The organism is Flavobacterium sp. ABG (assembly GCF_001027725.1).
Classification (GTDB): domain Bacteria; phylum Bacteroidota; class Bacteroidia; order Flavobacteriales; family Flavobacteriaceae; genus Flavobacterium; species Flavobacterium cupriresistens.
Genome location: NZ_LEKS01000010.1, coordinates 55,310 through 79,513, shown reverse-complemented (window position 1 = coordinate 79,513; position 24,204 = coordinate 55,310). Strand labels below are relative to the sequence as shown.

21 protein-coding genes and 1 pseudogene are annotated in these 24,204 nt (G+C 37.0%); 4 read left to right on the top strand and 18 right to left on the bottom strand.

Going from position 1 to position 24,204, the window contains the following annotated elements; all coding sequences use genetic code 11:
• Nucleotides 1–105: 105 nt before the first annotated feature.
• The 3 genes from AB674_RS12190 to AB674_RS12180 are packed head-to-tail and all read right to left on the bottom strand — an operon-like array spanning nt 106 to nt 4,249.
• On the bottom strand, nt 106–2,412 hold the full coding sequence (locus AB674_RS12190; RefSeq protein WP_047776933.1) for a penicillin-binding protein 1A: 2,307 nt from the start codon (nt 2,410–2,412) through the stop codon (nt 106–108).
• A gap of 12 nt (nt 2,413–2,424) precedes the next feature.
• Nucleotides 2,425–2,904 (bottom strand): gliding motility lipoprotein GldH, encoded by a 480-nt coding sequence (locus AB674_RS12185; protein WP_047776931.1) that lies wholly within the window; start codon nt 2,902–2,904, stop codon nt 2,425–2,427.
• Nucleotides 2,888–4,249, bottom strand: coding sequence for a stage 0 sporulation family protein (locus tag AB674_RS12180; protein WP_047776930.1), 1,362 nt, complete (start codon nt 4,247–4,249; stop codon nt 2,888–2,890). Before AB674_RS12180 ends, AB674_RS12185 begins: the two co-directional genes overlap by 17 nt.
• A gap of 379 nt (nt 4,250–4,628) precedes the next feature.
• Between AB674_RS12180 and AB674_RS12170 the strand changes: the two genes are divergently transcribed.
• On the top strand, nt 4,629–6,644 hold the full coding sequence (locus tag AB674_RS12170) for a T9SS type B sorting domain-containing protein (protein ID WP_165579376.1): 2,016 nt from the start codon (nt 4,629–4,631) through the stop codon (nt 6,642–6,644).
• A 167-nt stretch (nt 6,645–6,811) separates the two neighbouring features.
• On the opposite strand, the gene AB674_RS12165 is transcribed toward AB674_RS12170, so the two are convergent.
• The 12 genes and pseudogenes from AB674_RS12165 to AB674_RS12115 form a co-directional block, all read right to left on the bottom strand.
• Complete coding sequence (locus AB674_RS12165; RefSeq protein ID WP_047776924.1) at nt 6,812–8,179, bottom strand: rhodanese-related sulfurtransferase; 1,368 nt, start codon at nt 8,177–8,179, stop codon at nt 6,812–6,814.
• A 154-nt stretch (nt 8,180–8,333) separates the two neighbouring features.
• A complete protein-coding gene (locus tag AB674_RS12160) occupies nt 8,334–9,761 on the bottom strand; it encodes an efflux transporter outer membrane subunit (protein WP_047776923.1) in 1,428 nt (475 codons plus the stop codon).
• 684 nt (nt 9,762–10,445) lie between these two features.
• Nucleotides 10,446–10,547 carry a hypothetical protein gene (locus AB674_RS23225; protein WP_410471211.1) on the bottom strand — a complete coding sequence of 34 codons (102 nt, stop codon included), beginning with the start codon at nt 10,545–10,547 and terminating at the stop codon, nt 10,446–10,448.
• A 77-nt stretch (nt 10,548–10,624) separates the two neighbouring features.
• A pseudogene (locus tag AB674_RS23220) lies at nt 10,625–10,945 on the bottom strand (biotin/lipoyl-binding protein); the annotation flags it as partial.
• Between the two features lie 20 nt (nt 10,946–10,965).
• The gene (locus tag AB674_RS12150; protein ID WP_082210631.1) at nt 10,966–11,421 is read right to left on the bottom strand and encodes a DUF3302 domain-containing protein; all 456 of its coding nucleotides are present in this window, start codon (nt 11,419–11,421) and stop codon (nt 10,966–10,968) included.
• 340 nt (nt 11,422–11,761) lie between these two features.
• Nucleotides 11,762–12,172, bottom strand: a complete 411-nt coding sequence (locus AB674_RS12145; RefSeq protein WP_029271207.1) for a BrxA/BrxB family bacilliredoxin — start codon at nt 12,170–12,172, stop codon at nt 11,762–11,764.
• 98 nt (nt 12,173–12,270) lie between these two features.
• On the bottom strand, nt 12,271–13,068 hold the full coding sequence (locus AB674_RS12140; protein WP_047776921.1) for a tetratricopeptide repeat protein: 798 nt from the start codon (nt 13,066–13,068) through the stop codon (nt 12,271–12,273).
• A 3-nt stretch (nt 13,069–13,071) separates the two neighbouring features.
• Nucleotides 13,072–14,265, bottom strand: coding sequence for a lycopene cyclase family protein (locus AB674_RS12135; RefSeq protein WP_047776920.1), 1,194 nt, complete (start codon nt 14,263–14,265; stop codon nt 13,072–13,074).
• 18 nt (nt 14,266–14,283) lie between these two features.
• Nucleotides 14,284–14,748, bottom strand: a complete 465-nt coding sequence (locus AB674_RS12130) for a thioredoxin family protein (protein ID WP_053004252.1) — start codon at nt 14,746–14,748, stop codon at nt 14,284–14,286.
• A gap of 594 nt (nt 14,749–15,342) precedes the next feature.
• Nucleotides 15,343–17,628 (bottom strand): TonB-dependent receptor, encoded by a 2,286-nt coding sequence (locus AB674_RS12125; RefSeq protein WP_047776918.1) that lies wholly within the window; start codon nt 17,626–17,628, stop codon nt 15,343–15,345.
• Nucleotides 17,629–17,877: 249 nt separating this feature from the next.
• Nucleotides 17,878–18,789 carry an NAD(P)/FAD-dependent oxidoreductase gene (locus AB674_RS12120; RefSeq protein WP_047776916.1) on the bottom strand — a complete coding sequence of 304 codons (912 nt, stop codon included), beginning with the start codon at nt 18,787–18,789 and terminating at the stop codon, nt 17,878–17,880.
• Between the two features lie 5 nt (nt 18,790–18,794).
• Nucleotides 18,795–19,139 (bottom strand): MerC domain-containing protein, encoded by a 345-nt coding sequence (locus tag AB674_RS12115; RefSeq protein ID WP_047776915.1) that lies wholly within the window; start codon nt 19,137–19,139, stop codon nt 18,795–18,797.
• A gap of 93 nt (nt 19,140–19,232) precedes the next feature.
• Here AB674_RS12115 and AB674_RS12110 point away from each other — a divergent pair, with 93 nt between their 5' ends.
• From AB674_RS12110 to AB674_RS12100, 3 genes are all read left to right on the top strand, one after another.
• Nucleotides 19,233–19,622, top strand: a complete 390-nt coding sequence (locus AB674_RS12110; RefSeq protein WP_047776913.1) for a Fur family transcriptional regulator — start codon at nt 19,233–19,235, stop codon at nt 19,620–19,622.
• Nucleotides 19,623–19,696: 74 nt separating this feature from the next.
• Entirely contained in the window at nt 19,697–21,568 is a 1,872-nt protein-coding gene (locus AB674_RS12105; protein ID WP_047776910.1) for an Nramp family divalent metal transporter, read from the top strand.
• Nucleotides 21,569–21,659: 91 nt separating this feature from the next.
• Nucleotides 21,660–22,313, top strand: coding sequence for a metal-dependent transcriptional regulator (locus AB674_RS12100; protein ID WP_047776909.1), 654 nt, complete (start codon nt 21,660–21,662; stop codon nt 22,311–22,313).
• A gap of 41 nt (nt 22,314–22,354) precedes the next feature.
• Here the strand turns inward: AB674_RS12100 and AB674_RS12095 are convergent, their stop codons facing one another.
• The 3 genes from AB674_RS12095 to AB674_RS12085 form a co-directional block, all read right to left on the bottom strand.
• Nucleotides 22,355–22,882, bottom strand: coding sequence for a hypothetical protein (locus AB674_RS12095; protein WP_131701540.1), 528 nt, complete (start codon nt 22,880–22,882; stop codon nt 22,355–22,357).
• 63 nt (nt 22,883–22,945) lie between these two features.
• Nucleotides 22,946–23,347: a hypothetical protein gene (locus AB674_RS12090; RefSeq protein WP_047776905.1), complete on the bottom strand. Its 402-nt coding sequence runs from the start codon at nt 23,345–23,347 to the stop codon at nt 22,946–22,948.
• A gap of 71 nt (nt 23,348–23,418) precedes the next feature.
• A complete protein-coding gene (locus AB674_RS12085; protein ID WP_047776904.1) occupies nt 23,419–24,201 on the bottom strand; it encodes an enoyl-CoA hydratase/isomerase family protein in 783 nt (260 codons plus the stop codon).
• Nucleotides 24,202–24,204: the final 3 nt, after the last annotated feature.

The following is a 24,204-nucleotide window of genomic DNA, read 5'->3' as shown; positions in this document are numbered from 1 at the left end:
ATCGATTTCGTAAAAAAATAAAACCATCGAACAAAAAAAATCCTTTTGTACTCTTTCCGGTTTGGAAAGCACAAAAGGATTTTTTTATTCTAAGAAAAAACCGGATTACAATTCGAATTCGTCCGTGTTTTGATCTGTTTGTGTTGTATCTTTTACTACAGCAGGCCTGCTATAACAATCTACTTTTATAGAAAGATTAGCCGGACGTTCAAAATCAGATTTAGAAACCTGAAGTGTCGGATCGGCATAACAAAGTTTCATGAAATAACCCCAAACCGGTAATGCTGCTGTTGCGCCTTGTCCGTAAGTCAAACTTTTGAAACGTGCTGAACGGTCTTCACAACCAACCCAAACTCCCGTTACTAAATTCGGAACCATTCCCATAAACCAACCATCAGACTGGTTTTGTGTTGTTCCTGTTTTACCCGCAATCGGGTTTCTGAACATATAAGGGTAACCTGTCCAACGATTATCACCACTTCCACCGCCTTCTGTACGCAAACGCGCCCCTGAACCGGTTTCCGTAACTCCTTGCAGTAATTTGATTACCGCAAAAGCAATATCTTTATTTAAAACGTCGTGTGATTCCGGAATTGGTTCATAAATAACCTCTCCGCTTTTATTTTCAATACGACTTAAAAACTGTGGTTTTACATAAACTCCTTGATTGGCAAAAGTACTGTAAGCAGCAACCATATCTTCAACTGTAATATCTACCGCTCCTAATGCGATGGAAGGTTGTACAGGAATCTCTGTTTTTACACCTAATTTTTTCGTTAATTCTACCACCGCCTCAGGTCCGGTTCTGTCAATTAATTTCGCAGAAACCGTATTGATAGAATTTGCCAGTCCTTGTTTTAAAGTAACCATTCCGCGGTATCTGTTGTCTGAGTTTCTTGGTTCCCAATCTGCCGTTACGTGGTGACGCCCTTTGTGAATCATGAATGGTCCATCCAGTATAGAATCACAAGGAGACATATTTAATTGTTCGATAGCAGTAGCATAAACAAAAGGTTTAAAAGTAGACCCAACTTGTCTGGCTCCCTGCCCTACGTGATCGTATTGGAAATATTTATAATTAATTCCACCAACCCACGCTTTAATATTTCCGGTTTGAGGCTCCATCGCCATTACACCAGCTTGTAAAAAATGCTTGTAATAACGAATAGAATCCATTGGAGTCATGATCGTATCGCGCTCTCCTTTCCAGGTAAATATGCGCATTTTTGTTTTAACTTTGAATGAGCTGATAATATCCTCCTCACTTTTATCCAGGTCTTTCATGATCGCCCAACGGGTTGAGTTCTTCATGGCCTGCATCATAATTCGATCGGTTTCAGCCTGTGTAATATTTAAAAAAGGCGCGTTTTTGTTGTTTTTCATCTCAATAAAAAACTGCTCCTGAAGGTTTTTCATGTGAGCCGAAACTGCTTCTTCTGCATATTGCTGCATTCTGGAATCGATTGTTGTGTAGATTTTCAAACCATCTTTGTAGATATCGTAATCAGATCCGTCCGGTTTTTTATTCTCAGCAACCCATTTCTTCATATAATCACGAAGATATTCTCTAAAGTAAGTGGCCGTTCCTTCACGGTGGCTCTCCAGTTTAAATTTCAATGCAATTGGCAAAGCTTGTAATCTTACCTTCTCAGCAGAAGAAATCATCTTTGCTTTTTCCATTTGAGAAAGCACCACATTACGACGGTTTTTTACCCCTTCCGGATTTCTAACCGGATTGTAAAGCCCTGAATTTTTGAACATTCCAACTAAGATAGCCGATTCGTCCATCGTTAAATCTTTGGGATCTTTAGAAAAGTACGTTTGCGCAGCAGAACTCACTCCAACAGAGTAATTTCCGAAGTCGTAAACGTTACAATACATCGCCAAAATTTCATTTTTGGTATATTGTCTTTCCAAGCGAATGGCAATAATCCACTCTTTTATTTTTTGTACAATCCTGAAAGGCAAAAACTTAGACCCTTCACCATGAAACAATTGTTTCGCTAATTGTTGTGTTAATGTACTCGCTCCACCGTTTGTCCCTAAAGTAAAAACAGCTCTTAATGTTCCACGTCCATCAATTCCGGAGTGATCATAAAAACGGGCATCTTCGGTAGCCACCAAAGCTTCTACCAAACTTTTTGGCAAATCAGAATATTTAAGTTGTGATCTGTTGGTTTTAAAATACTTTCCAATCACCACTCCGTCAGACGAAATGATTTCTGTCGCCAAATTAGAATCCGGGTTTTCTAAATCTTCAAAAGAAGGCATTGACCCAAATAATCCCCATGAAGCAAATAAGAAAAAGGCCAGAACACCTAATAAACTATAAGCAAAAATTCTCCAGAATTTCTTTTTGTAGTAATTAATATCTTTAGTGTTGTTGGTTGCATTGTTTTTTTTAGTAGCCATAAATATATTCGTCTAATCTTTTTGTTCTATTCTAAAACCTACGTCTGTAATACCTTCTAAAGTCTGAACACCAGGAATTTTACCTGATTCTCTAACCGCTTGTTTGATATGTACTTTGTATTTTCCTCTAAACTTTACATCTTCTTTGTAAAACAGTTTACTTTCTTTAATGTCTGTAAAACCGTTTCCTAATAATGTCCCATCCGGATTTGCCATTTGGTACTCTAAGGTATCCACTTTCGTGAATCCGCTTGGGGTTTCAATAGCAACAATTAAAAACAAATTATTGAAAGGATAATTGTTATTGTCTCTCAAATTCACAAACAAATTGTACTTTTTGGTAGAATCTAAAACTGGCAAATTGAAGGTAACCACACTGTCTTTATGCCAGGCACTGCCAACAGATTTGTACTCATCAAATACTCTTTTTTTATCACAGGAAAAAAGAAGAATGGCAACCAAAAGTAGAATACCGCTATTTTTTATTCTCATTTTTAGTAATAATTATAGGTTTTCTTGGCTCGGCTGGTTTACCATCATTCGATTTGGGCTTATTCGATTGATTTGACCTATTGTTGTTATTATTTGGCTTATTCCCTTTATTTTGGTTTCCACCGGCCGGCTTCGCGTTATTATTGTTATTGCTATTATTGTTGTTATTCCCTTGTTTTGGTTTCTCGGGAGCTGCAACAACAGCATTCTCAGCATTGGGTTTACGTTTTCGAGCTGGCTTTTTCTTTCTTTTTGGCTGATCAAAACGTGTTAAACTCTCCTGACCCATTGCATTATTGAAATCTTTTTCAGGCTCTTCCGTCACCTCAATTGCAAAATCTTCAAGTGAAGACACTTTATTTTTCTGTTTGTTTTCGGCAATAATTTCTTTTACCTGATCAATTTTCAAAACATGCCAGTTTGCAAAATTATTCGTGTAGGCAAACCACATTAACCCTTTGAAAATGTCTTGTTTCTGACAGATTGCATCTCCTTTTTCGGTCACTAATTTAGTGTCGTAATCCGGAAAATCTTTCAAGGCATCCATGTAAGTATCTAACTCATAGTTCAAACAGCATTTTAATTTACCACATTGTCCCGCTAATTTTTGAGGATTTAGCGAAAGTTGCTGGTATCTGGCTGCTGATGTATTGACACTTCTGAAATCTGTTAACCAGGTTGAACAGCAAAGCTCTCTTCCGCAAGAACCGATACCGCCCAAACGAGCTGCTTCCTGACGAAAACCAACTTGTTTCATCTCTACTCTTGTACTGAATTCTTTTGCAAAATCCTTGATCAAAAGTCTAAAATCGACTCTGTCGTTTGCGGTGTAGTAAAAAGTAGCTTTTGATCCGTCACCTTGAAATTCAATATCAGAAATTTTCATCTCTAATTTATGCTGAATTGCCAATTCACGTGCACGAACCTTCATAGGCTCCTCACGTTCACGTACTACAGACCAAATATCAATATCTTTTTGAGATGCTTTTCTATAGATTTTCGGTACTTCGTTACTCTCGGGATTAACTCCTTTTTTCTTCATTTGAATTTTTACCAATTCTCCTGTCAAAGTAACAATTCCAATATCGTGTCCCGGCGATGCAACAGTTGCTACAATATCGCCCATGCTTAATGTTAATTTCTCCGAATTTCTAAAAAATTCCTTACGTCCGTTTTTAAAACGAACCTCAACACAATCAAAAATTGCTTCTCCATTAGACGGACTCATATTCGCGAGCCAATCAAAAACCGTCAATTTATTGCAGCTATCGGTGCCGCAAGTCCCATTATTTTTACAACCTTTTGGCGCACCGCCATCTGAGGTTGAACAACTTGTACATGCCATAATTATATATGTAGTGTTGCATAAAAGCAACTTAAGTTCATAAACATTCGATCGGTAAAGATAGTATTTTTTTTAGTTGTCTTTTTATAGATTAAATCTAATGGCTTGTTAATTGTTAAAACTTTATGTTTTACCGTATTACACCAGTTTTTTGGCTTAAAAGGACGATTTAATATTGTCATCGGATTTTTCTTTGCAAGAAAATATTCCATACAAATCTGTTTTTATAATAATTCAATTTTAAGATCAGGTTCCATTTGCAAAGTATTCCCATATGATCTTCAAAAAACTTCACCTACTGACCTATCACAGTCTGTCAATTTACAAATCTTCTTTAATCCAACGCTTATTTAAGAGAAAAAAAAATATTTCGGCAATAATGAGCGCTATCAAATCAGCCGGAATTCTCTCTCTTTTTCTTTTCTCTTCTTTAACACATAGTCAGTGTACGATTCAAACTACAAATTCAGATTTTGAATACCCAGTTATAGCTTCTGGTAGTATTGCTTTTATAAATCAAACTCAGCATCCTGCAGCTTTACTTGGCTGGAGAACGACTGCTACAGATAACATAATGGAGTTTTGGAGTAATGGTTACGATGGTCGAAATGCCTATTCCGGAAATCAATTTATCGAACTTAATGCCTATCAATCTTCAGGTCTATTTCAGGATTACGACACTTCTACGACGCCTCATTTCAATTATTCGTTTAGTCACATGGGAAGATTTGGAGTTGATACCATGATATTAAAAGTGGGTCCCCCGGGAGGCCCTTACACCACTATTAAAACTGCCGCAACAGCCAAAGAATGGAAAGTATACTCCGGAACTTACACTGTCCCGGCAGGTCAAACCAGAACACGATTTATCTTTGAATCTTCTGCAACTGCAACGGGAAACCCAACTGCAGGTAATTTTCTGGACGCCATAAGTTTTACAGCCTCTATTAACTCTCCTGTGGTAGCTGACAAAACAATCTGTTATAACTCATCTACCACGCTTACAGCCACCGGAGTCCCTAACGCCTCTTTTTACTGGTACGATGCAACAGGAACCAACTTACTTCATCAAGGTGCCACATTTACAACTCCTGTTCTCACATCTGACACCACTTACAAGGTCAAACAAATAAACAGCTCGAATTGTGAAAGTAACTTTCTCGATGTTAAAGTCAGCGCAGCTAATATTGATCCCCCTTTGGCAGCCGACAAAACAATCTGCTCTAACTCATCTACCACACTTACAGCCACCGGAATTACTGGTGCCTCTTTTTATTGGTATGATGCAACAGGAACCAACTTACTTTATCAAGGTGCCACATTTACAACTCCTATTCTATCATCTGATACTAGATATAAGGTTAAACAAATAAACAGTTCGAATTGTGAAAGTAGTTTTCTGGATGTTAAAGTCAGCACAGCTAATATTAGTCTCCCTATGGTAGCCCACAAAATAATCTGTAGTAATTCATCCGCTACGCTTACAGCCACCGGAGTCCCTAATGCCTCTTTTTATTGGTACGATGCAACAGGGACAAACTTACTTTATCAAGGTGCTACGTTTACAACTCCAGTTCTCACATCTGACACCACTTACAAGGTTAAACAAATAAACAGTTCGAATTGCGAAAGTAACTTTCTGGATGTTATAATCAGCGCAGCCCATCTTGGTCTCCCTGTGGTAACCGATAAAACAATCTGTTATAACTCACCTGCCACACTTACAGCCACCGGAGTTCCCGGTGCCTCTTTTTACTGGTACGATACAAGAGGAACAAACTTACTTTATCAAGGTGCCACATTTACAACTCCTATCCTTTCATCTGACACCACTTACAAGGTTAAGCAAATAAACAGTTCAAATTGTGAAAGCAACTTTCTGGATGTCGAGATCAAAATAAATAATCTAGCTAGTCCGCTTACTTTAACTTTAACAGACGATGGACAAAATGAGATTGTAGCAACTGCAAGTGGCGGAAAACCAGGATATCAGTATTCCATAAACGACGGGCCTGGCAGCCAGACTAACAAATTCGCCGTTTATGAATCAGGTACGTATACGGTTAACACTACTGATGAAAATGGATGTACTGCATCGGTTTCAAAATATTTCGAATACACTAAAATTGATTTGTGCATTCCCAACTATTTCACACCTAATGGAGATGGACAAAATGATGAATGGGGTCCAGAATGTGAATTAAACTACAAAAATTTAACCTTTACAATTTTTGACCGCTACGGCCGACCACTAGCAAATTGTAGCTACAACAAAAGATGGGACGGGAAATATAAAGGAAAAGAATTGCCTACGGGTGATTATTGGTATACATTGAACCTCAATGAACCTAAGCACGACAGCGATTTTATTGGACATTTTACTTTATATCGCTAAAGATAAGCAGCAGTACTGACAAGAGTTGTACAGTTCAAAAAACCGCAAAAAAAATAGGTTCTAATTTTAACCGGACAGGATTTTACAACCACTACAATGCATAAAAAAAACTCATAGCTCCCAACGAGAGCCATGAGTTGTTTATTTTATTTTTTTGCTAGAATTTCCTAGTCTAGAACTTTATAGATTTTATCCGATAATCGTATTCTGAATGGTAATTGAAATGTACAGGTATCACCGGAAACGGCTGTTTCTGATTCAATATCATTGACAAACATCTTTTCAATTATCAATTTTTGCTCTCCGGTTGTTGATCCTTTGATTAAAACAGTGTCCCCAATTTTGATTTCGTTTTCTTCAATTAAAAACTGACCAATAGAAGGTTTCGGAAAAAAGTGGGTTCCTTTTCCGATGTATTGTTTTTTTATTTTTGGCTGTTTTTTAGCAACCGCTTTCGTTTTCACTAAATCAGAAAGAGTCGGAACAGCTGCTAATGGGTCTAAATTGTTTTTGAAAGTCAAAACATCTGATTTTCCTTTTTTGAAAATCATATTTCCGTTTTTAATCCCTCTTCGGATTGCTTTTTGCTCTTCTTCCGGTAAGTGAATTACAGAAATACAGTCGGTAGAACAACAGCCTTCCATTGCCTGTGCACATTCTTCACATTGAATAAAAAGCAAATGACAACCTTCATTCACACAATTCGTATGTACATCACAAGGTTTCCCACATTGATGGCATTGCGAAACGATATCGTCAGTAATTCTTTCGCCTAAGCGATGATCAAATACAAAGTTTTTACCTATGAATTTACTTTCTAATCCTTCTGCTTTTACCTGACGGGTATATTCTATAATCCCTCCTTCAAGCTGGTACACATTTTCAAAACCTTTGTGTTTAAAGTAAGCACTCGCTTTTTCACAACGAATTCCCCCTGTGCAATACATCAACAATTTTTTATCTTGTTTATGTTCTGCTAGTTGCTCTTCGATAATAGGCAGACTTTCTCTAAAAGTATCTACATCTGGTCGTATTGCTTGAGTAAAATGACCGATTTCGCTTTCGTAATGATTACGCATATCGACCACAATTACATTTGGATCTTCTAATAAATCGTTGAATTCTTTGGCTTTCAGGTGAATTCCGATGTTTGTGGCATCAAAACTTTCATCTTCCAAACCATCGGCAACAATTTTATCACGCACTTTTATCGTCAATTTCAAAAAGGAATGATCATCATGCTCTACCGCAATATTCAAACGAATCCCTTTCATAAAGTCATATTGCTCTATGGTATCTTTAAATTCATAGAAATGATCCGCCGGAAGAGACAATTGGGCATTAATTCCTTCATTAGCTACATAAATTCGACCCAAAACCCCAAGCGGATTCCAAGCTAAAAATAAATCATTACGAAATTGAGTTGGATTTGAAATTTGCGCATAAGCATAGAAAGACAGAGTAAGACGTTGTTTACCTGCATCATCAATCATGATGGCTCTTTCTTCTGCGCTCAAAGTGTTATACAGTTGCATGCTATAAACAGATTTAAGTTGAGAATTATATATGTTGGTGGATTCTTTGTTTTTTGAAGAAATCCGAGTGCAAAAGTACATGTTTTTTAGGAATTAAACAAAAAATGCCATCCAATCAAACCAAAACCTTCATTATTAACACTAAATATCAAACTTACAAAGTACCTCCCAATGCAAGATACAAACTAACACGCTGACTGATTTTTTCACTTTGCAATCGCAGTAAAGTGATCTTACTGGCATACAATCCTAATTGCTGCTGTGAAACCGATCGCATATCTGTTTTACCTACATCATACAATTGCTGTTCTAAGACGAATGCTTTTTCATTACTTTTTACTGCTAAATTTAAATAGTTCTCCCTGTCATCCAGCGTTTGTATGGCTTCTAAAGAATTTTCTACGTCTGAAATAGCATTCAGAACAGCTCTCCCGTATTCAGCGACTGCTTGCTTTTGTTCAGCTGTCTTAATCTCTATTGAGGCCTTAATTGCTCCTCCCTGATATATTGGCATAGCACCTACAGCCGACACCCCTCCGGTTGGGTTCTGAAAATCAGGTCTAAGTTGCAGAACGGTACTGGTAATAACCCCAAAACTACCTGTTAGCTTGACATTCGGTAAACGAGAAGCTTTTGCCGCTTCGACTCCATGGAAGGCAACTGCAAATCTTTTCTCGGCTGCTCTTAAATCCGGCCTTCTCTCCAGAATTTGCATTGGGATTCCGGCAGGGACTTTCCCGTTTATCGAAACAAGAGTTTTGTTCACCTCTATCTCGGCCGAAGGATAGCGTCCTACTAATACTTCTAATGCTCTTAACTGATTGTTGTAAGCCTGTTGTAATTTTTTCTGTGCATCGTTTGTACTATTCAGATTCGCGATGGCTAATTCATAATCAATTTGATTACCAATACCTATATCAAATCTTTTCTTCGCTAAATTGGCCAGTTTGGTATTGGTAGCAATCATTTCTTTAACCAATTGCTCTTCGAGATAAATTTCAGTAGCATCGTACCAACTTCGGACTATTGATCCTGCAATTGAAAATTGCGCTGCTTTATAATCCTCCTGTACCGCTTGATATCCTGCAATACTGGCACTTCTGGCATTTCTTAGTTTTCCCCACAGGTCAATTTCCCACGAAGCACTAATTAAACCTCCGCTAAGCCCAAGACTAAAATCTTCTCCCATTTTGGTTCCGCCTCTTCCCAGCACATTTAGGGTCGGTCGCAGTGCTGCTTTAGACATGTTTACATAACCTGCCGCCTGCTCGATGCGTGTACTGCTAACGAGTAAATCTGAATTGTATCGAAGTCCTTCGGAAACCAAAGAATCCAGAACCGGATCATTAAAATTCCCTACCCAATTCTGAGCAATCTGACTGGTATCTACCGATCCGTCTCCTTTTGCACCTTTCCATTCAGATGGCAAAACAAAGTGCGTAAAGGCTTCCTTTTGGAGATCCTCATTGGCAGGTGGCGTTTTTACTTTACAACCCAGAACCGAAAAAAACAGTACTACTGACGAAACAGAAACTATTTTCTTTCCGAATTCAACAAATGTATTTTCTTTTAGTATAACCATTAATGTAATTTAAGTATAAGCCAGTCCATTTTTGTAGAAACCCGTAAGATCACTTTACGAACTAAATGTATAATTTTTCCATGCTCTGTGTAGATTGCTCCAATTCCTACGGCACCCGGAGCTAAAAACATCTCTTTGTCTTTGTCAGAAACTTTTAGTCTTACGGCAAAACGACTTTCAGCGCCAGACGGATGATCACCTGTTTCGGGTAATACACCACTTATTCTCAATTGCCCTTCAGCTGTTGCCCAAACAATTTTTTCGACTTCACATTTTATAATCTGATTGGGATGTGTGCGTAATGCGATCTCAGCTTCATTTCCTTTTTCTACCATTCGCAATTCGTTTTGTTCGTACAAAGCCACAATGTATTGTTCATCTTCTACAAAACTCATCACGGGTTTTAATGGCAATTGCACGGCCATAGCACCTTCTCTTAATTGTAAATTTATAACTCGCCCATCTGCCGGAGCACGATAAACAGTTTGTTTAAGTCTCCATTTTGCTTGTTCGATCTGAGCTTTTGCTTGTGCCAAATTTGCGCGGGCTTGTGCGACTTCGGAAAGTTCACCTGTTTTAGATTTTGCCGACATACGTTCGACAATCTGTTCTTTCTGCGCCCGGGAAACGCCTAATTGTGACTCTAAATCTTTAAGATTGGCGCTAGCTTGTTCGAAATCAAATTTAGTTCCTGCTCCTGATTCGGCAAGTGCTTTGGTTTGTGCATACCTCTTTTTTGCCAATTCGTATTTTGCATTTACCACATTTATCTGATCTGCAGCTGATTTTAATTGCGAATCCAGTTCCCTGTTATAAGCTTGGGCACTCGTAATTTTTGCTTCGAGATTAGGAAGGTTCGCTTCCAGATTTTTAAGTTCATTTTCAAATGGAGTGGGATCGATTCGGAATAAAACATCTCCTTTTTTTACATGTGCGTTTGGCTGAACCGGGACCTCCGTCACCTGACCACTTACAGCGGGAACTACCTCAACGGTATAGTTGATCACCCTTACGTCGTGAGAGGAAGGAGCATAAATGTTAAGAAACAAAATCAATAATGTAATTAATACAACCGGAATGGTAAACGTTACCACCTGTGTAACGGTATTCCATGGCAGCCATTTAAACTTAAAGAAAACGAGCCATACAATAAAACCATAGATTGCCAGTAAAAGAATTTCCATAAATATCTCTAAATTAAGTGTTATAAGATAGCGTTTGAATCAGAATCTAACTCTTCCTCTTCTTTGTTTCTCTTTTTTTCATTGAACTCCTTTATCGATTCCTCGTGATAGTCACCTTGATCGGTGCCATACGCCATTTTGTAAAAAACCGGTTTGCTGTATGCCCAAAGCCAGGCAAGCGGCCACAATAATCCACCAAAAAAAAGAGAAAGCAAACAAAGCATCTTTATCGCCTGCGCTTGGGGATGATTTTTTTTCTCTGCAATTTTCTCAGGCAAAATATGAACCATCAAAAAAACTCCAATTCCAATAAGAGGAGCTAAGATTAAGGCAATCCAACTCACCACATCGGCCATAGAATCTTCAAAACTTCCGTTTTCTTCTGCTGCCAGAATATGCTGAGGCAAAAACAAAAAAGCAGCAAAAAACAAAGCCGTTATTATTCTTTTTTGAGCAATAAATTTTATGATTTTCATAAGTAGAAACAATTTACGTTACCGAATTATTAAAAATGCAATTTAGACCTAACTTCACTAAAAACCTAACGACCAGTACTATTCTTTCTTAAAGATAATCAGATTTTAACGAAATACAGCATTATAAACAACTAAATACCAGCACATTAATTTTTTTATGTTAAATTTTCGAACTCGAGCGATATTCTCACAAGAAATTCCGTCAAAAAACGGGAATTAGCAACAATCGATTTCTGTTGACTTTAGTTTTAAGAAGTAAATTTTACAGAAAACACTTATTCTATAAACAAAAAAATCCTGCATTTTGCAGGATTTAAAATAATGTTGTAACCAATTTATTTTAGCAATACTCATTAAAAGCATCTTGTAAGTTTTCCGCAATTAATTCAGCTGGACGACCTTCAATATGGTGACGCTCTAACATGTGAACCAATTCTCCGTTTTTGAACAAAGCCATACTTGGCGATGATGGAGGAAAAGGAAACATATGTTGTCTTGCAGCATCAACTGCTTCTTTGTCAACACCAGCAAAAACGGTGATCAAATGATCCGGTTTTTTAGCTCCCTCTAAACTCATTTTTGCTCCCGGACGTGCATTTCTTGCAGCACAACCACAAACAGAGTTTACAACAACCAAAGTGGTACCTTCAGCTTTAATAGCATTATCAACAGCGTCAGCACTATGTAAATCTTGAAAACCTGCAGCAGTAAGTTCAGCCTGCATTGGTTTTACCATTTCTTCTGGATACATATTTTTATTTTTTTAAATTTTACTTTTGAACTGCAAAGTTACAAAGTTTAGCGGCAACTACTTAATTTGAGGTATAAAGTTTTGTTATAGTTCGATTGTTATTTCCTAAACTTCACTTGGTACGGATAGGTTTCATAAACGGTATTGTCTTCATTTATCGTAAATCCTTTAGCAGCATCTTCTTTTGCGCTATCAATTAATGCCACGACCTCTGCTCTGGATTTCCCCTGTTTCAGCCAACAAATGGCTTTATAATACTTTACATCCGAAAATTCAGGGTAAATCTTCAGCGCTTTATCAAAAACGGCAATTGCTTCGTCCCACTTCTTCAATTCATATTTGGCAATTCCTTGGTAAAAATAGGCTGTCGGATGTTCTAATTGCAGCCTGTTAGTATAAATATCATCTACATAGTCACCTATAATTTTTTCGGCTTTTTCATATTCATTCAACTGCAAGTAACAAAGTCCAATATAAAAACGATACGAATGGTCCATTCTGTACCCGTTACCATACAGTTTGATACATTCCTCAAAATCGGCGATTGCTTCTTTGTAATTCTTTGAAAAGATGCATTTCATAAAACCACGATAGGGCAACCACTCTTGTTTATCATACAAAACGGCCTTGTCTAAAAATGCCATTCCTACTTCATACTTTCTGCATTTAAAATAGGGCATCGCCTTTTGCTGCCATAATTGAGCAACTGTGCTGTCTTTTTTCAGACCTTCATCGAGGCAATTTTGCCATTCGGTCATTTCAAAAATGTAGTTGTGTTTTTCGGCTCCATTCGTCAAAAATTCTTCTATAATAGCATCATGTGCTTTGTTTACAGAAACTTGTCCAAAAGAGAAAAGGGTAACAAGGAAACTTAATCCTAAAAAGGTATTTTTCAAAGTTTATTGGTTTTGGTTGTATTTATTTGAAAGAAAAATCAACCCAAATAACGCTTTAATAAATGGTGTTTTCGGGCACTTTAAAATAACTTTAACATCTTGAATTAATGTCGTTTCTTCATCCAAAAATTTAAAAATAAAAACCGGATTTCCTTTTTTGAATAAGGCTGAAAAAATACGATTCCCTAATTCATTATGGCGATAGAGAATATCCAGTAACAATAGATCGTAAAACCAAAATCGGCTCTTTTTATGAAAATCTTTCATTTTCAGTGACGTCGAAGGATTATCTAACAAAAACGCCACCAGCTCTGTTGATTTTTTATCCGAATTTTTAAATGTATAACCTGTACTCGCCTTTGTCCATCCGCCGGCAGTACCAATATTAAGCACCCGTTTGGTATTTCGCTCCCAAAAAGGAAAACAGGTCATTGGAATACTTCCCTGCTCCTTTTCCAGAATTTCATACGCAGTTGCACCTAAATTCTTTAAATAGTTTTGAATCTCCTTTTCATACTCTTCTTCCGGAAGTAATTTCTCCGAAAATAGTGTATACTCAACCAAAGCCTCTGTTTTTGATATTGGCAAAAGATACATAAAACGGGTATTCTCTTTTTGTTCTACCGAGAAATCCATAAAAGTAACTTGCTCCGGATTGAAGATCTCCGATTCACTCTTAACCAACCAACCTATAAAATGCTGTTGCAAAACGGGATATTGGGATTGGTTTTCAGCAAAAGCTTTAGTGTAAATGCTATTGAATAAGTGACTGCAAGTGTAGCTTTTATCCTCTGTACCAACATAAACATGGGTATCGAGTTCGTTGATATCGGTTACTTTATCTGTTAAAAAAGTAATGTTTGATTCTTTTAAAAGAGCTTTCAAAACAAAGCTATAAAAATCCAATCCTCTAATCTGATTGTACTGATAAGGACGAAGGTCTAAATCGCGTTTAAAATCCTGATTGGCAAACAAAGCAGCATCCCACTTTTTTGAAATAACCGAATCCCAAATCGTTTCCTTCTCCGACCAAAAACACCAGGTTCTGTCATTGGATTGTTTTGAACTTGCATCTAACAACAAAATCGATTTGGTGCTGAATTTATCGGACAAAACCATTTTATAAACCGTCATTAAAGCCGAGAGACCTGTTCCGGTGAAAATGTAGTCGAAATGTTTGATTTGTGAGGAATGCATGTTCAAAAATAAGAAATTTTATTCTTTTGCTATTTCTAAAAACAGTTTAAAATCCGCCTCATTTAAGTAGCTGTTATACTGGAGAATGATTTCACTATTCGCATTCAAAACACATAAAACCGGATACGCAATTTGTTTATTAATCGTTCCTAACTGAACGGCCAGCTCATTTATACCCACATTATTACCCGAAGGCCGGTATTTGAAAATCTGATTATTAAACGAAATATCTCTTTTTTCTTCTGCATTCAAATCAATAAAATAAAAATCTGAATTCAACTTATCAATGATTTCGTGATTGTTGAAGGTCGTACTTTTCATTCGCTGACAAAACTGACACCAATCGGTATGGATAAAAACAATCACATTTTTCTTTTGAATTTGCTGCAAGCTGTCAATCGCCTCAAACGGAGTGCTTTTGAGCTGGCAGAATCCTGTGGAAGTAATCCCGAGGAAGAAGATAATAAGGGTTAGCTTTCCCATTTTGGTGTTGTTTTTTTGCCACTGATTTCACAGATTAAAAGGATTAAACTTGTTCTGAATATTCTTTTCTAAATCTGTGAGGTCTGTGGTGTAACTTATTCTTATCTCAAAGCATAATAAATAAAAATAATTCGTGAGAATTCGTGTAATTCGTGTTCAAAATCATTTTTAATCTTTCAAATCTATGGCAACTTAAATCCTTAGTTTAAATTATATCTCAAACCAAAGAAACCGCGAATGTTTTGATTTTCATGTTCTTTTCAATACATCGTTTAAAGGTTGCCACGAATTACACTAATTTACACTAATCTCAGCATGATGAATAAAAAAACAATTCGTGAAAATTCGTGTAATTCGTGTTCAAAATCATTTTTAATCCCTCAAATCTGTGGCATAACTAATTTCTATCTCAAAGTATATCGCAATCCTAAAACCCCCGAATGTTTTGATTTTCCCGTTCTTTTCAATACATCGTTTAAAGGTTGCCACGAATTACACTAATTTACACTAATCTCATCCTACTGCATAAAAAAACAATTCGTGTAATTCGTGTAATTCGTGTTCAAAATTATTTTTAAATGGCAACTTAAATCCCTACTTTAAATTATATCTCAAACCAAAGAAACCTCTAATGGTTTGGTTTTGTCCATAAACATAAGTTGTGTCAAAAGTCAAACCGTACGGATTATCTGAAGTAGTCACAATTTGCCCTTTTGGAACTACTTGTCCATTTAAGCCAACATTTGTTCCATCTGATGTTTGCACATTTTTATCGAAAGGATCATTTGTTCTTGAAATCAAAAAGGGATTATTGCGTTTTGGTGTAAAATTCAACAGGTTTTTAATTCCCCCGTACACTTCAAAATTCTTCCATCCGAAATACGTAAACTGAATGTTCTGAATACTATACCACGGCGATTTCGGACTTCTCGGGTCTAAATCACTTAACAAAGGTAACTTCATCGGGCTGTACACATTCCCCGTATAATCCAACAATAAATTTAGTGAATCTATTTTATATGAAACACTCCAGGTTGCTGTGAATTTCTCGGTTAAAAAAGGTGTTGCCGAAACTCCATTTTCCACATTTTTATTATCCAGTAGCGTTGCACCAACAATAAACTTTAGTCCTGACGGAAAATTAAGATCCACATTCGTACTGATTCCCTGACTTAAGGCATAACCATTGATATTATCGTAAATGATTTTATTCGGATCGGTTTCGTAATCTGAAATAATTTTATTGCTGAATCGGGTATAAAAAGCCGTTGTTTCGATCCCCATAAAAGTTCCGTTTCCAAAATTGATTTTCTGTATGTAATTCAGATTCACATTGACGGATTGCTCCGGTTTTAAATCACTTTTGATCACCACATCTCTGGAACCTGTAAGTGCTGCGTGGTCTTCGGTAAATAGATTCACTACCCGAAATCCGGTTCCCGCGTTCAATCTGAAAATAGTGTTTGGATTTTTCTTCCATCGATAGGCCACTCTGGGAGTATAAATAGAACCGTGAATCGAATTGTAATCGTATCGCATTCCTAATAAAACCTGACTTTTTGGAGAAATCGTAATTTCATCCTGAACAAAAATTCCGGGTAACCAGGTACTTTCGGCTTCTTTAGTTGCCGTCGTATTGTCATCATAGTAGGAATAACGATTGGCAATTCCGGCCAGAAAATCGTTTCGACCCATTTTTTTATCCCAGGTCAATTGCAAAAATCCAATTTTCTGATTGGCGATATAAGAGGTCGTTCCGTAGCGACTGTCCTGATAATGTACATTTCCGGAGAAAGACACCATCAGTTTTTCTTCAAAAGGCAATTGATAACTTCCTATTAATTCTCCTCTTTTGGTGTAAATGCTTTCTCCATAAATTTCATCCCCACCGCGAAATTTCTTCTCCCAACGTACATCTCCACCCCAGCGATCTTCATACATTCCTCTTGCAGCAATGGTAAACAAACGGTTATTGTCTCTCAAAAAACTCCACTTATTAAAAACTGAAATTCGTTCTGACAATGTTACATCGGTAAAATTATCACGATCCTTATCGATAATCTGGTTGTAATTGAAGTAATTAACCCCTAAAAGCGTTGTTGCTTTTTTTGACGGATTGAATTTCATTCCTAAATCGACATTGGTTTCTAAATAAGAAGTCGTAAAAACATCCGCAGAAAACAACGGCGCATTAATCGGATTTTTGGTGATGATATTGATCAAGCCTCCCACAGCCTCACTTCCGTACAAGGAGGAAGCCGGACCTTTTACGATTTCAATGCGCTCTACAAGCGAATTTGGAATTCCGGATAGTCCATAAACCGTTGATAGACTACTCACAATTGGCATCCCATCAATCAAAATCAAAGTATATGGTCCTTCAAGACCATTAATATGAATGTCTCCCGTATTGCAAACCCCACAATTCAACTGAGGCCGAACACCGTTTATATTCTGAAGTGCCTCATAAATACTGGGCGTTGGGTTTTTCTTGAAGAAAACCGTAGAATAAACCTCAACCGGAACGGCACTTTCTAATCGCTTTACGGCTTTTAGAGTTCCGGAAACCACCACTTCATTCAGTTCGTTATCGTTGTCTTTTAATTCAAAATCAAGATTCAGTTTTTCGTTCTCTGCAACCAAAATCCTTTGAGTTACGGGTTTAAATCCCATAGAGGTAACCTGAATTTTATATTCTCCCTGTGGAATGCCCTCTAATTTATAATACCCTAAACTATCTGCTTCTGTTTTAAATACGGTATTTAACAATGTAATTTTAATCAATTGAGCGTCATTATCCCTGTTTACCTTTCCCGAAATAGTTTGCGAATGAACCATTTTCGCAGAAAATAAAAACAAGGCTAAAAATAAATATTTCATTTTGTATAAATTAATTTTTAGGCAAATCTAAAAATTAAATTTGACAAATAATGTTTACAAGGCTAAAAACTTAAAAATGAAATCATTTAGTGGGTTTGGATAAAAGAAAAGACACACAGAATCATAAGAAAAACCGAGCTAAACCTAACCAAAAACCTATTTAACTCTGTAACCTTTAAAAAACAAAACCCCTTTTAATTAAGTAAAGGAAATTATGATTCCATGTGTTATAAAAGAATAAGGAGATCCTTAAACGAAACTTTCATCGATAAGTTCTCTATTAATTGAAGCTCCTGCAAAAGAGCCTGAAGAAACTGCCATTGCAACAGATCGTGCCTGAATGGTACTATCCCCACTGGCATAAATTCCGGGGATATTGGTCCGCTGCAACAGATCTACTTTTAGCAAACCTTGCTCGGTCAATTCACATCCTAAAATTTCGGGTAAAGGACAGTGCTGTACAAAAGGAACTTTGGCATAAACCGCCTTTACTTTAATTTTTGATTTGTTTTTGAAAACTACCTCACGAATGCTTCCGTTTTCATGAAGAAATGAATCAATCTCCTCTTCAATGATCTTAATTTCATGTTTTTGAAGCAACTCCATTTGCGCTGTACTAAAATTTGCTTTTCCGTTTGTTAGCAAACTAAGCTCTTTTGTCCAGTTTGAAATCATCTTCACATATTCAAAACCCAGATCACCGTTGGCAATAACCGCCGTTTTCTCACCTTTCACTTCATAACCATGACAATACGGGCAATGCAAAACGGAGATTCCCCAACAGGTACCAAAGCCATTAATATTCGGAATCAAATCTTTTATTCCGGTTGCGAAAAGAATTTTCTTCGTCGTAAACGTTTTTCCTGATTCTGTTTTTAGTTCAAAACCATTTTCTATTCTAACAGCGCTAACCGCTAATTCGTTATGAAATTGAACCGTATCATAAGAGCCAATCTCTTCTTTGGCTTTCTTCGAAATAGTTGCCGGCTTCTCTCCATCCTGTGTAATAAAATTATGCGAATAGGGTGTTTGTCTGTTGCATGGCAGGCCACTATCTATCACCAAAACCTCACGCAAAGAGCGCCCCAGACTCATGGCGGCAGCTAGTCCGCTGTAACTTCCTCCTACAACAATAACTTCAAAATGATTTTGCTGTGCCATAATTGTTATCTTTTATGTGATTTATAATTCAAAAAATGTCCCACAATCATCCCTATTCCTCCAAAAAAGATCCAATCAAGATGAATTTCCAAAAAAATATCGACCAAAACACTGATCCAAATCATGGCCATAGAAATAATAAAAATGCTGGAGACCAAAAGGTTCGATTTTTTAATTATTTTTAAAATCGCAAAAAGTCCAATTGAAGCAAAAACTAAATCGATAAAAGGATTGTGAGTTAATCCTAATGGCAGAATGGTTAACAACGGAAAGAGCAAGCAATGCACCAAACAAATGGTAGCGCTCGAAATTCCTAAAATATCGTAAAGGGCCATGGTCGTTTTCTTCATTTCTCGTACTTTTGCTTAATGCAATTCTGTTGCAAATATATAAAATTATTTCAATCGCAACATTGTTGCGTTAATATATTTAATTGATTTAGAATGAAAAACACTCGAAATACCACCGCAAAGACGGCCGTTACACAGATTCTCACCGAATCGAAAACGGCATTGTCACATACAGAAATTCACAAATTAACAGCAGATTTGTGTGATCGTGTTACTATTTACAGAATATTGGATCGTCTTGTAAATGACGATATCGTTCATAAAATTGTAGATCTTGACGGTACGGTAAAATATGCCAAATGCCATCATGCACATCCTGTACACATTCATAATCACGCTCATTTCAGCTGCGAAAATTGCCACGAAATAACTTGCCTTGAAAATGTAAAACCAAGTTACATCATTCCGCACAACTATAAAGTAAATGATATTAACTTTACGTTATCAGGTTTGTGTCCCAATTGTTTAAATTCTAACATTTAACTTTTAGACTTGTCTAAAAATATTGTTGAGCGAATACAATTTTTCTATATATTTGGAAAATCAATATTTTGACAATGACCAAATCTTTAGAAGAAGTAAACCAATCGGTTCCCACCGAGAATAAAAAAACAGGATTCAGAAAAATATTAGCCTTCTTCGGTCCGGCATACTTAGTAAGTGTAGGTTATATGGACCCCGGAAACTGGGCTACCGATATTGCGGGAGGGAGTCAGTTTGGCTACACCTTGGTTTGGGTTTTGCTTATGAGTAATTTGATGGCTTTACTACTTCAAAGCCTAAGTGCCCGACTTGGAATTGTGACACAGCGCGATCTGGCGCAAGCTTCGAGAGAAACGTACTCTAAATATATCAATTACATTTTATACTTTCTGGCAGAAATTGCTATTGCAGCTTGTGATCTGGCAGAAGTTCTCGGAATGGCGATCGGAATTAATCTGTTATTTGGCATTCCACTTCTCGAAGCGGTTTTAATTACCGTTTTAGATACCTTTTTACTGCTTTTCCTGATCAATAAAGGAATTCGCAAGATGGAAGCCTTCATTATTGCTTTGGTTGCCATTATCGGCTTCTCTTTTATTTTTGAAATGATTTTTGCAGAACCGGAAATGCATAAGGTGCTAGAAGGCCTCATCCCTTCTATTCCAAATTCTGCTGCTTTGTATATTGCCATCGGAATTATTGGGGCAACTGTGATGCCTCACAATTTATACCTACACTCGTCTTTGGTGCAAACCAGAAAATTTGACCGAACACCGGCGGGTATCAAACAAGCTTTGAAATACAATTTCATCGATTCGACCATCGCTTTAAATCTGGCCTTTTTTGTAAATGCGGCCATTTTGATTCTTGCGGCGGCGACTTTTCATAAAAACGGTATGTTTGAAGTAGCCGAAATTCAGGATGCGCATCAATTTCTGGAACCGCTGTTGGGAACCAAGTGGGCTCCCATTTTATTTGCTGTTGCATTGATTGCAGCAGGACAAAGTTCTACGGTTACCGGAACGCTGGCCGGACAGATTGTAATGGAAGGCTATCTCCATTTGCGTATTCAGCCTTGGGTTCGTCGTATTCTTACGCGTTTAATTGCCATTATTCCTGCCGTTATCGTTATTTTAATTTATGGTGAAAGCGTCACCGGAAAACTATTGATTCTAAGTCAGGTCATTCTAAGTTTGCAATTGGGCTTTGCGATTATTCCGTTGATTCATTTTGTGAGCGATAAATCAAAAATGAACGGTTTTCATATTTCCAAAACGACACAGGTAGTTTCGTGGATTATTGCGGCAATTATAGTTTCATTGAATGCAAAATTAGTCTACGATGAAATCACTTCCTGGCTTGAGAGCTCCAGCAATCCAATAGTGCTGTGGCTTACCGTTGTTCCATTGGCTTTCGCATTCCTTGCTTTACTGCTTTATATCGTGGTTGGACCTTTTATCGCTAAGGTAAAAAACAAGATTGTGAACCACTCCCCTCATCATTTAAAATTACAGTTTTCGCCAAAAGAAAACCAAACGATTAAGAACATAGCCATTTCGGTCGATTTTTCAAATGCTGACGAGCCCGCATTAAACAAAGCCTTTGAATTGGGGGGCATTGACACGCAATACACCTTAATTCACATAGTAGAAACGGTTGGTGCTTTAATGTACGGCGTCGAAATACAAGATCATGAGACTACTATTGATGAAAAATTATTATTGGAATACAAAGAAATGCTTTCCAAAAAAGGATTTAAAATCAAAACCGAGCTCGGCTTTGGAAAACCCAATACGATTATCGCAAAAATTATAAATGAAGGTGATTTTGATATTTTGGTAATGGGAACCCATGGCCATACGGGGCTAAAGGATCTTCTTTTTGGCACAACAGTAGACAAACTGCGTCATAAAATTTCAATACCTTTGTTGATTGTTAAAAAATAGTGGCTAAGATCCTGAGTTACTAAGTGGCTAAGATTTTGAATCTTTACACTCAGAACCTCAGCATCTCAGCCGCTTAGAACCTTAAAAAAGAATGACTTTCTCAGAAGAAAACTACTTAAAAGCGATATACCACCTTACTGCTTCTTTAGAAACAGAAGTGAGCACAAATGCTATTGCCGAAATGATGGAGACCAAAGCTTCATCGGTTACAGATATGCTTAAAAAGCTGTCCGAAAAGGATTTAGTAAATTACAAAAAATACCAAGGCGTTTCTTTAACGGAAAACGGCAAACTGGCTGCCAAGATGATTGTTAGAAAACATCGTTTGTGGGAAGTATTTCTAGTTGAAAAATTAAATTTCAGTTGGGATGAAGTCCACGATATTGCAGAACAGTTAGAACATATTAAATCCGAGCAACTGATCAACCGTCTGGATGATTTTCTTGGAAACCCGACAGAAGACCCGCACGGTGATCCGATTCCGGATGCTAACGGTCGTATCGTTAAAATTGAGAAACATCTGCTGTCAGAGTTAAACGAAGGTCAAATTGGCGTTTGTGTCGGCGTAAAAGACACCTCTTCGGAGTTTTTAAAATATCTGGACAAACAGGAAATTGCTTTAGGCTCCAAAATTGAACTCTTGTCGAAAGAGTCTTTCGATTTATCAGTAAAAATAAAAGTCGACGGTAGAGAATTATCGATTTCCAATAAAATTGCTTCCAATTTATTTGTGAAACTGGTTTAGAAACAAAAAAAATCCCAAAACTTAAAGTTTTGGGATTTTTTTTAATCTTTCAAGCTGTAGAGTATCTTTTGAAAATCGCCCTTGAACTTGTCTTTATTTGCCGTTGAAGTCCATGAAAACACTTTATAAAAGGCTTTTTTAGTTTCAACAATTCCAACTAAATAATAAATATCCATCGCGGCATCTTTATCATAATAGCTAATATCGGCTTCCAGAAAATTGGTTTCATTGATCTTCTTTGAAACAGGAGTCGAAACCGTTTTTTTCTCTACATCACTAAGGAAATCCTTCATAAAGTCCTCATAAAAGTCATTTGCTGAAGCATAATTTAGCTCTACAAGACTCAAATCTTCCTTCAAATCATAGATTACAAACCCATAGGTTTCTTTGACTTCGCTTTTGTATTCAATAGCCGATGATGTATTTATACCGGCCGTTTTATTCATATAGTCAGGCAAATTAACGGTAAAAGTATGTCCTGCTTTATATTCTTTCATTTTCGTTTGAGCAGAAACCGTTGCAGAAGCAAAAGTCAATGCCAACATAAAAAGAGTAATTCTTTTCTTCATTTGGGGTAAACTTAAATTATAATTTTATGATTTATTCTAACGCACCATGCTGTTCAACAACACTTAAACAATCCCTTTCTCAATCATTTCAAGCATTACGGGCGAAGCATTTTTAAAAGTCGGCGGTTGCTCGATGATGCTACCGGCATTTTTCTTGTTGACTTTAAACGTCAGGTCATTGTCTGTTGTAAACAAAAGTGCCGTCAAAAATGGATTTTTAATATACGAACCTAGCACCAATAAAGCCTCGTCTAAAGTATGGATACTTTCTATTTCTTCGGTTTTATAACGGGTTGTTAACGATATCGAATAGGTATTATCTTCATTCAGAACCAGTCTGAAATAGATGTTTTTGATCTCGGTATCACCAATGGTTTTGGCTAAAGTTAATTTGGCAAAGGTGCCGCTTTGAATGCTTTCTTTCACGCGTTCGCTGAAAAGAGCAAATATTGGTTCGTAGGACATGATAATTATTGTTTGATTTTTTAACCGCGAGATTCGCAAAGCTTAGCGAACCTTGCGGTTAAATATTTTTATTACTTCCCTGTAAATTCAGGTTTTCTTTTCTCCAAAAAAGCAGTAGTTCCTTCTTTAAAATCCTGCGTTCCAAAACATTTTCCGAATGATTTTATTTCTGTTTCAAAACCATTTTTACCATCCACAAAATTCGCATTGATCGACTTTATGGCTTTGCTGATTGCAAAAGGAGCATTTTTGATAATTTTTTGTGCAATTCCTTTAGTAAATTCTAAAAGTTCTGCCTGAGGGACTACATGGTTTACTAAACCGTATTGTTTAGCCTCTTCGGCAGCAAGCATTCCGGCTGTCATTATTAATTCCATGGCTCGTCCTTTACCAACAAGCTGAGGCAAACGTTGTGTTCCTCCATATCCCGGAATTAATCCCAGACTTACTTCGGGTAATCCCATTTTAGCATTCTCTGAGGCTACTCTAAAATGACATGCCATCGCTAATTCCAATCCTCCGCCTAAAGCGAAACCATTGACAGCAGCGATAACCGGTTTTTTCAAATTCTCAATATGATCAAACAGCGCTTCCTGTCCTTCGGCAGCCAATTGTGCGCCTTCAATAATCGTGTAATTTGCAAATTCTGAAATATCGGCTCCCGCCACAAATGCTTTTTCGCCGCTTCCGGTCAAAATAATAACTCTGACATCGTTATTTTTACCTAACAATTTTATAGCTTTATTCAGGTCACTAATCGTCGCTTTGTTTAACGCATTTAGTTTCGTTGGCCTGTTAATAGTAACGGTTGCAATATTCTCTTCAATAGAAATTAAAAGATTCTCGTAGTTCATGAC

What these genes read in the sequence shown, in the direction of transcription:
- AB674_RS12145 (WP_029271207.1), bottom strand. Translation starts at nt 12,172, where the DNA reads ATGTATCCAGAAGAAATGGTAAAACCAATGCAGGCTGAACTTACTGCT.
- AB674_RS12170 (WP_165579376.1), top strand. Translation starts at nt 4,629, where the DNA reads ATGAGCGCTATCAAATCAGCCGGAATTCTCTCTCTTTTTCTTTTCTCT.
- AB674_RS12185 (WP_047776931.1), bottom strand. Translation starts at nt 2,904, where the DNA reads ATGAGAATAAAAAATAGCGGTATTCTACTTTTGGTTGCCATTCTTCTT.
- AB674_RS12125 (WP_047776918.1), bottom strand. Translation starts at nt 17,628, where the DNA reads ATGAAATATTTATTTTTAGCCTTGTTTTTATTTTCTGCGAAAATGGTT.
- AB674_RS12110 (WP_047776913.1), top strand. Translation starts at nt 19,233, where the DNA reads ATGAAAAACACTCGAAATACCACCGCAAAGACGGCCGTTACACAGATT.
- AB674_RS12120 (WP_047776916.1), bottom strand. Translation starts at nt 18,789, where the DNA reads ATGGCACAGCAAAATCATTTTGAAGTTATTGTTGTAGGAGGAAGTTAC.
- AB674_RS12105 (WP_047776910.1), top strand. Translation starts at nt 19,697, where the DNA reads ATGACCAAATCTTTAGAAGAAGTAAACCAATCGGTTCCCACCGAGAAT.
- AB674_RS12180 (WP_047776930.1), bottom strand. Translation starts at nt 4,249, where the DNA reads ATGGCATGTACAAGTTGTTCAACCTCAGATGGCGGTGCGCCAAAAGGT.
- AB674_RS12190 (WP_047776933.1), bottom strand. Translation starts at nt 2,412, where the DNA reads ATGGCTACTAAAAAAAACAATGCAACCAACAACACTAAAGATATTAAT.
- AB674_RS12130 (WP_053004252.1), bottom strand. Translation starts at nt 14,748, where the DNA reads ATGGGAAAGCTAACCCTTATTATCTTCTTCCTCGGGATTACTTCCACA.
- AB674_RS12165 (WP_047776924.1), bottom strand. Translation starts at nt 8,179, where the DNA reads ATGCAACTGTATAACACTTTGAGCGCAGAAGAAAGAGCCATCATGATT.
- AB674_RS12100 (WP_047776909.1), top strand. Translation starts at nt 21,660, where the DNA reads ATGACTTTCTCAGAAGAAAACTACTTAAAAGCGATATACCACCTTACT.
- AB674_RS12160 (WP_047776923.1), bottom strand. Translation starts at nt 9,761, where the DNA reads ATGGTTATACTAAAAGAAAATACATTTGTTGAATTCGGAAAGAAAATA.
- AB674_RS12115 (WP_047776915.1), bottom strand. Translation starts at nt 19,139, where the DNA reads ATGAAGAAAACGACCATGGCCCTTTACGATATTTTAGGAATTTCGAGC.
- AB674_RS12090 (WP_047776905.1), bottom strand. Translation starts at nt 23,347, where the DNA reads ATGTCCTACGAACCAATATTTGCTCTTTTCAGCGAACGCGTGAAAGAA.
- AB674_RS12150 (WP_082210631.1), bottom strand. Translation starts at nt 11,421, where the DNA reads ATGAAAATCATAAAATTTATTGCTCAAAAAAGAATAATAACGGCTTTG.
- AB674_RS12095 (WP_131701540.1), bottom strand. Translation starts at nt 22,882, where the DNA reads ATGAAGAAAAGAATTACTCTTTTTATGTTGGCATTGACTTTTGCTTCT.
- AB674_RS12085 (WP_047776904.1), bottom strand. Translation starts at nt 24,201, where the DNA reads ATGAACTACGAGAATCTTTTAATTTCTATTGAAGAGAATATTGCAACC.
- AB674_RS12135 (WP_047776920.1), bottom strand. Translation starts at nt 14,265, where the DNA reads ATGCATTCCTCACAAATCAAACATTTCGACTACATTTTCACCGGAACA.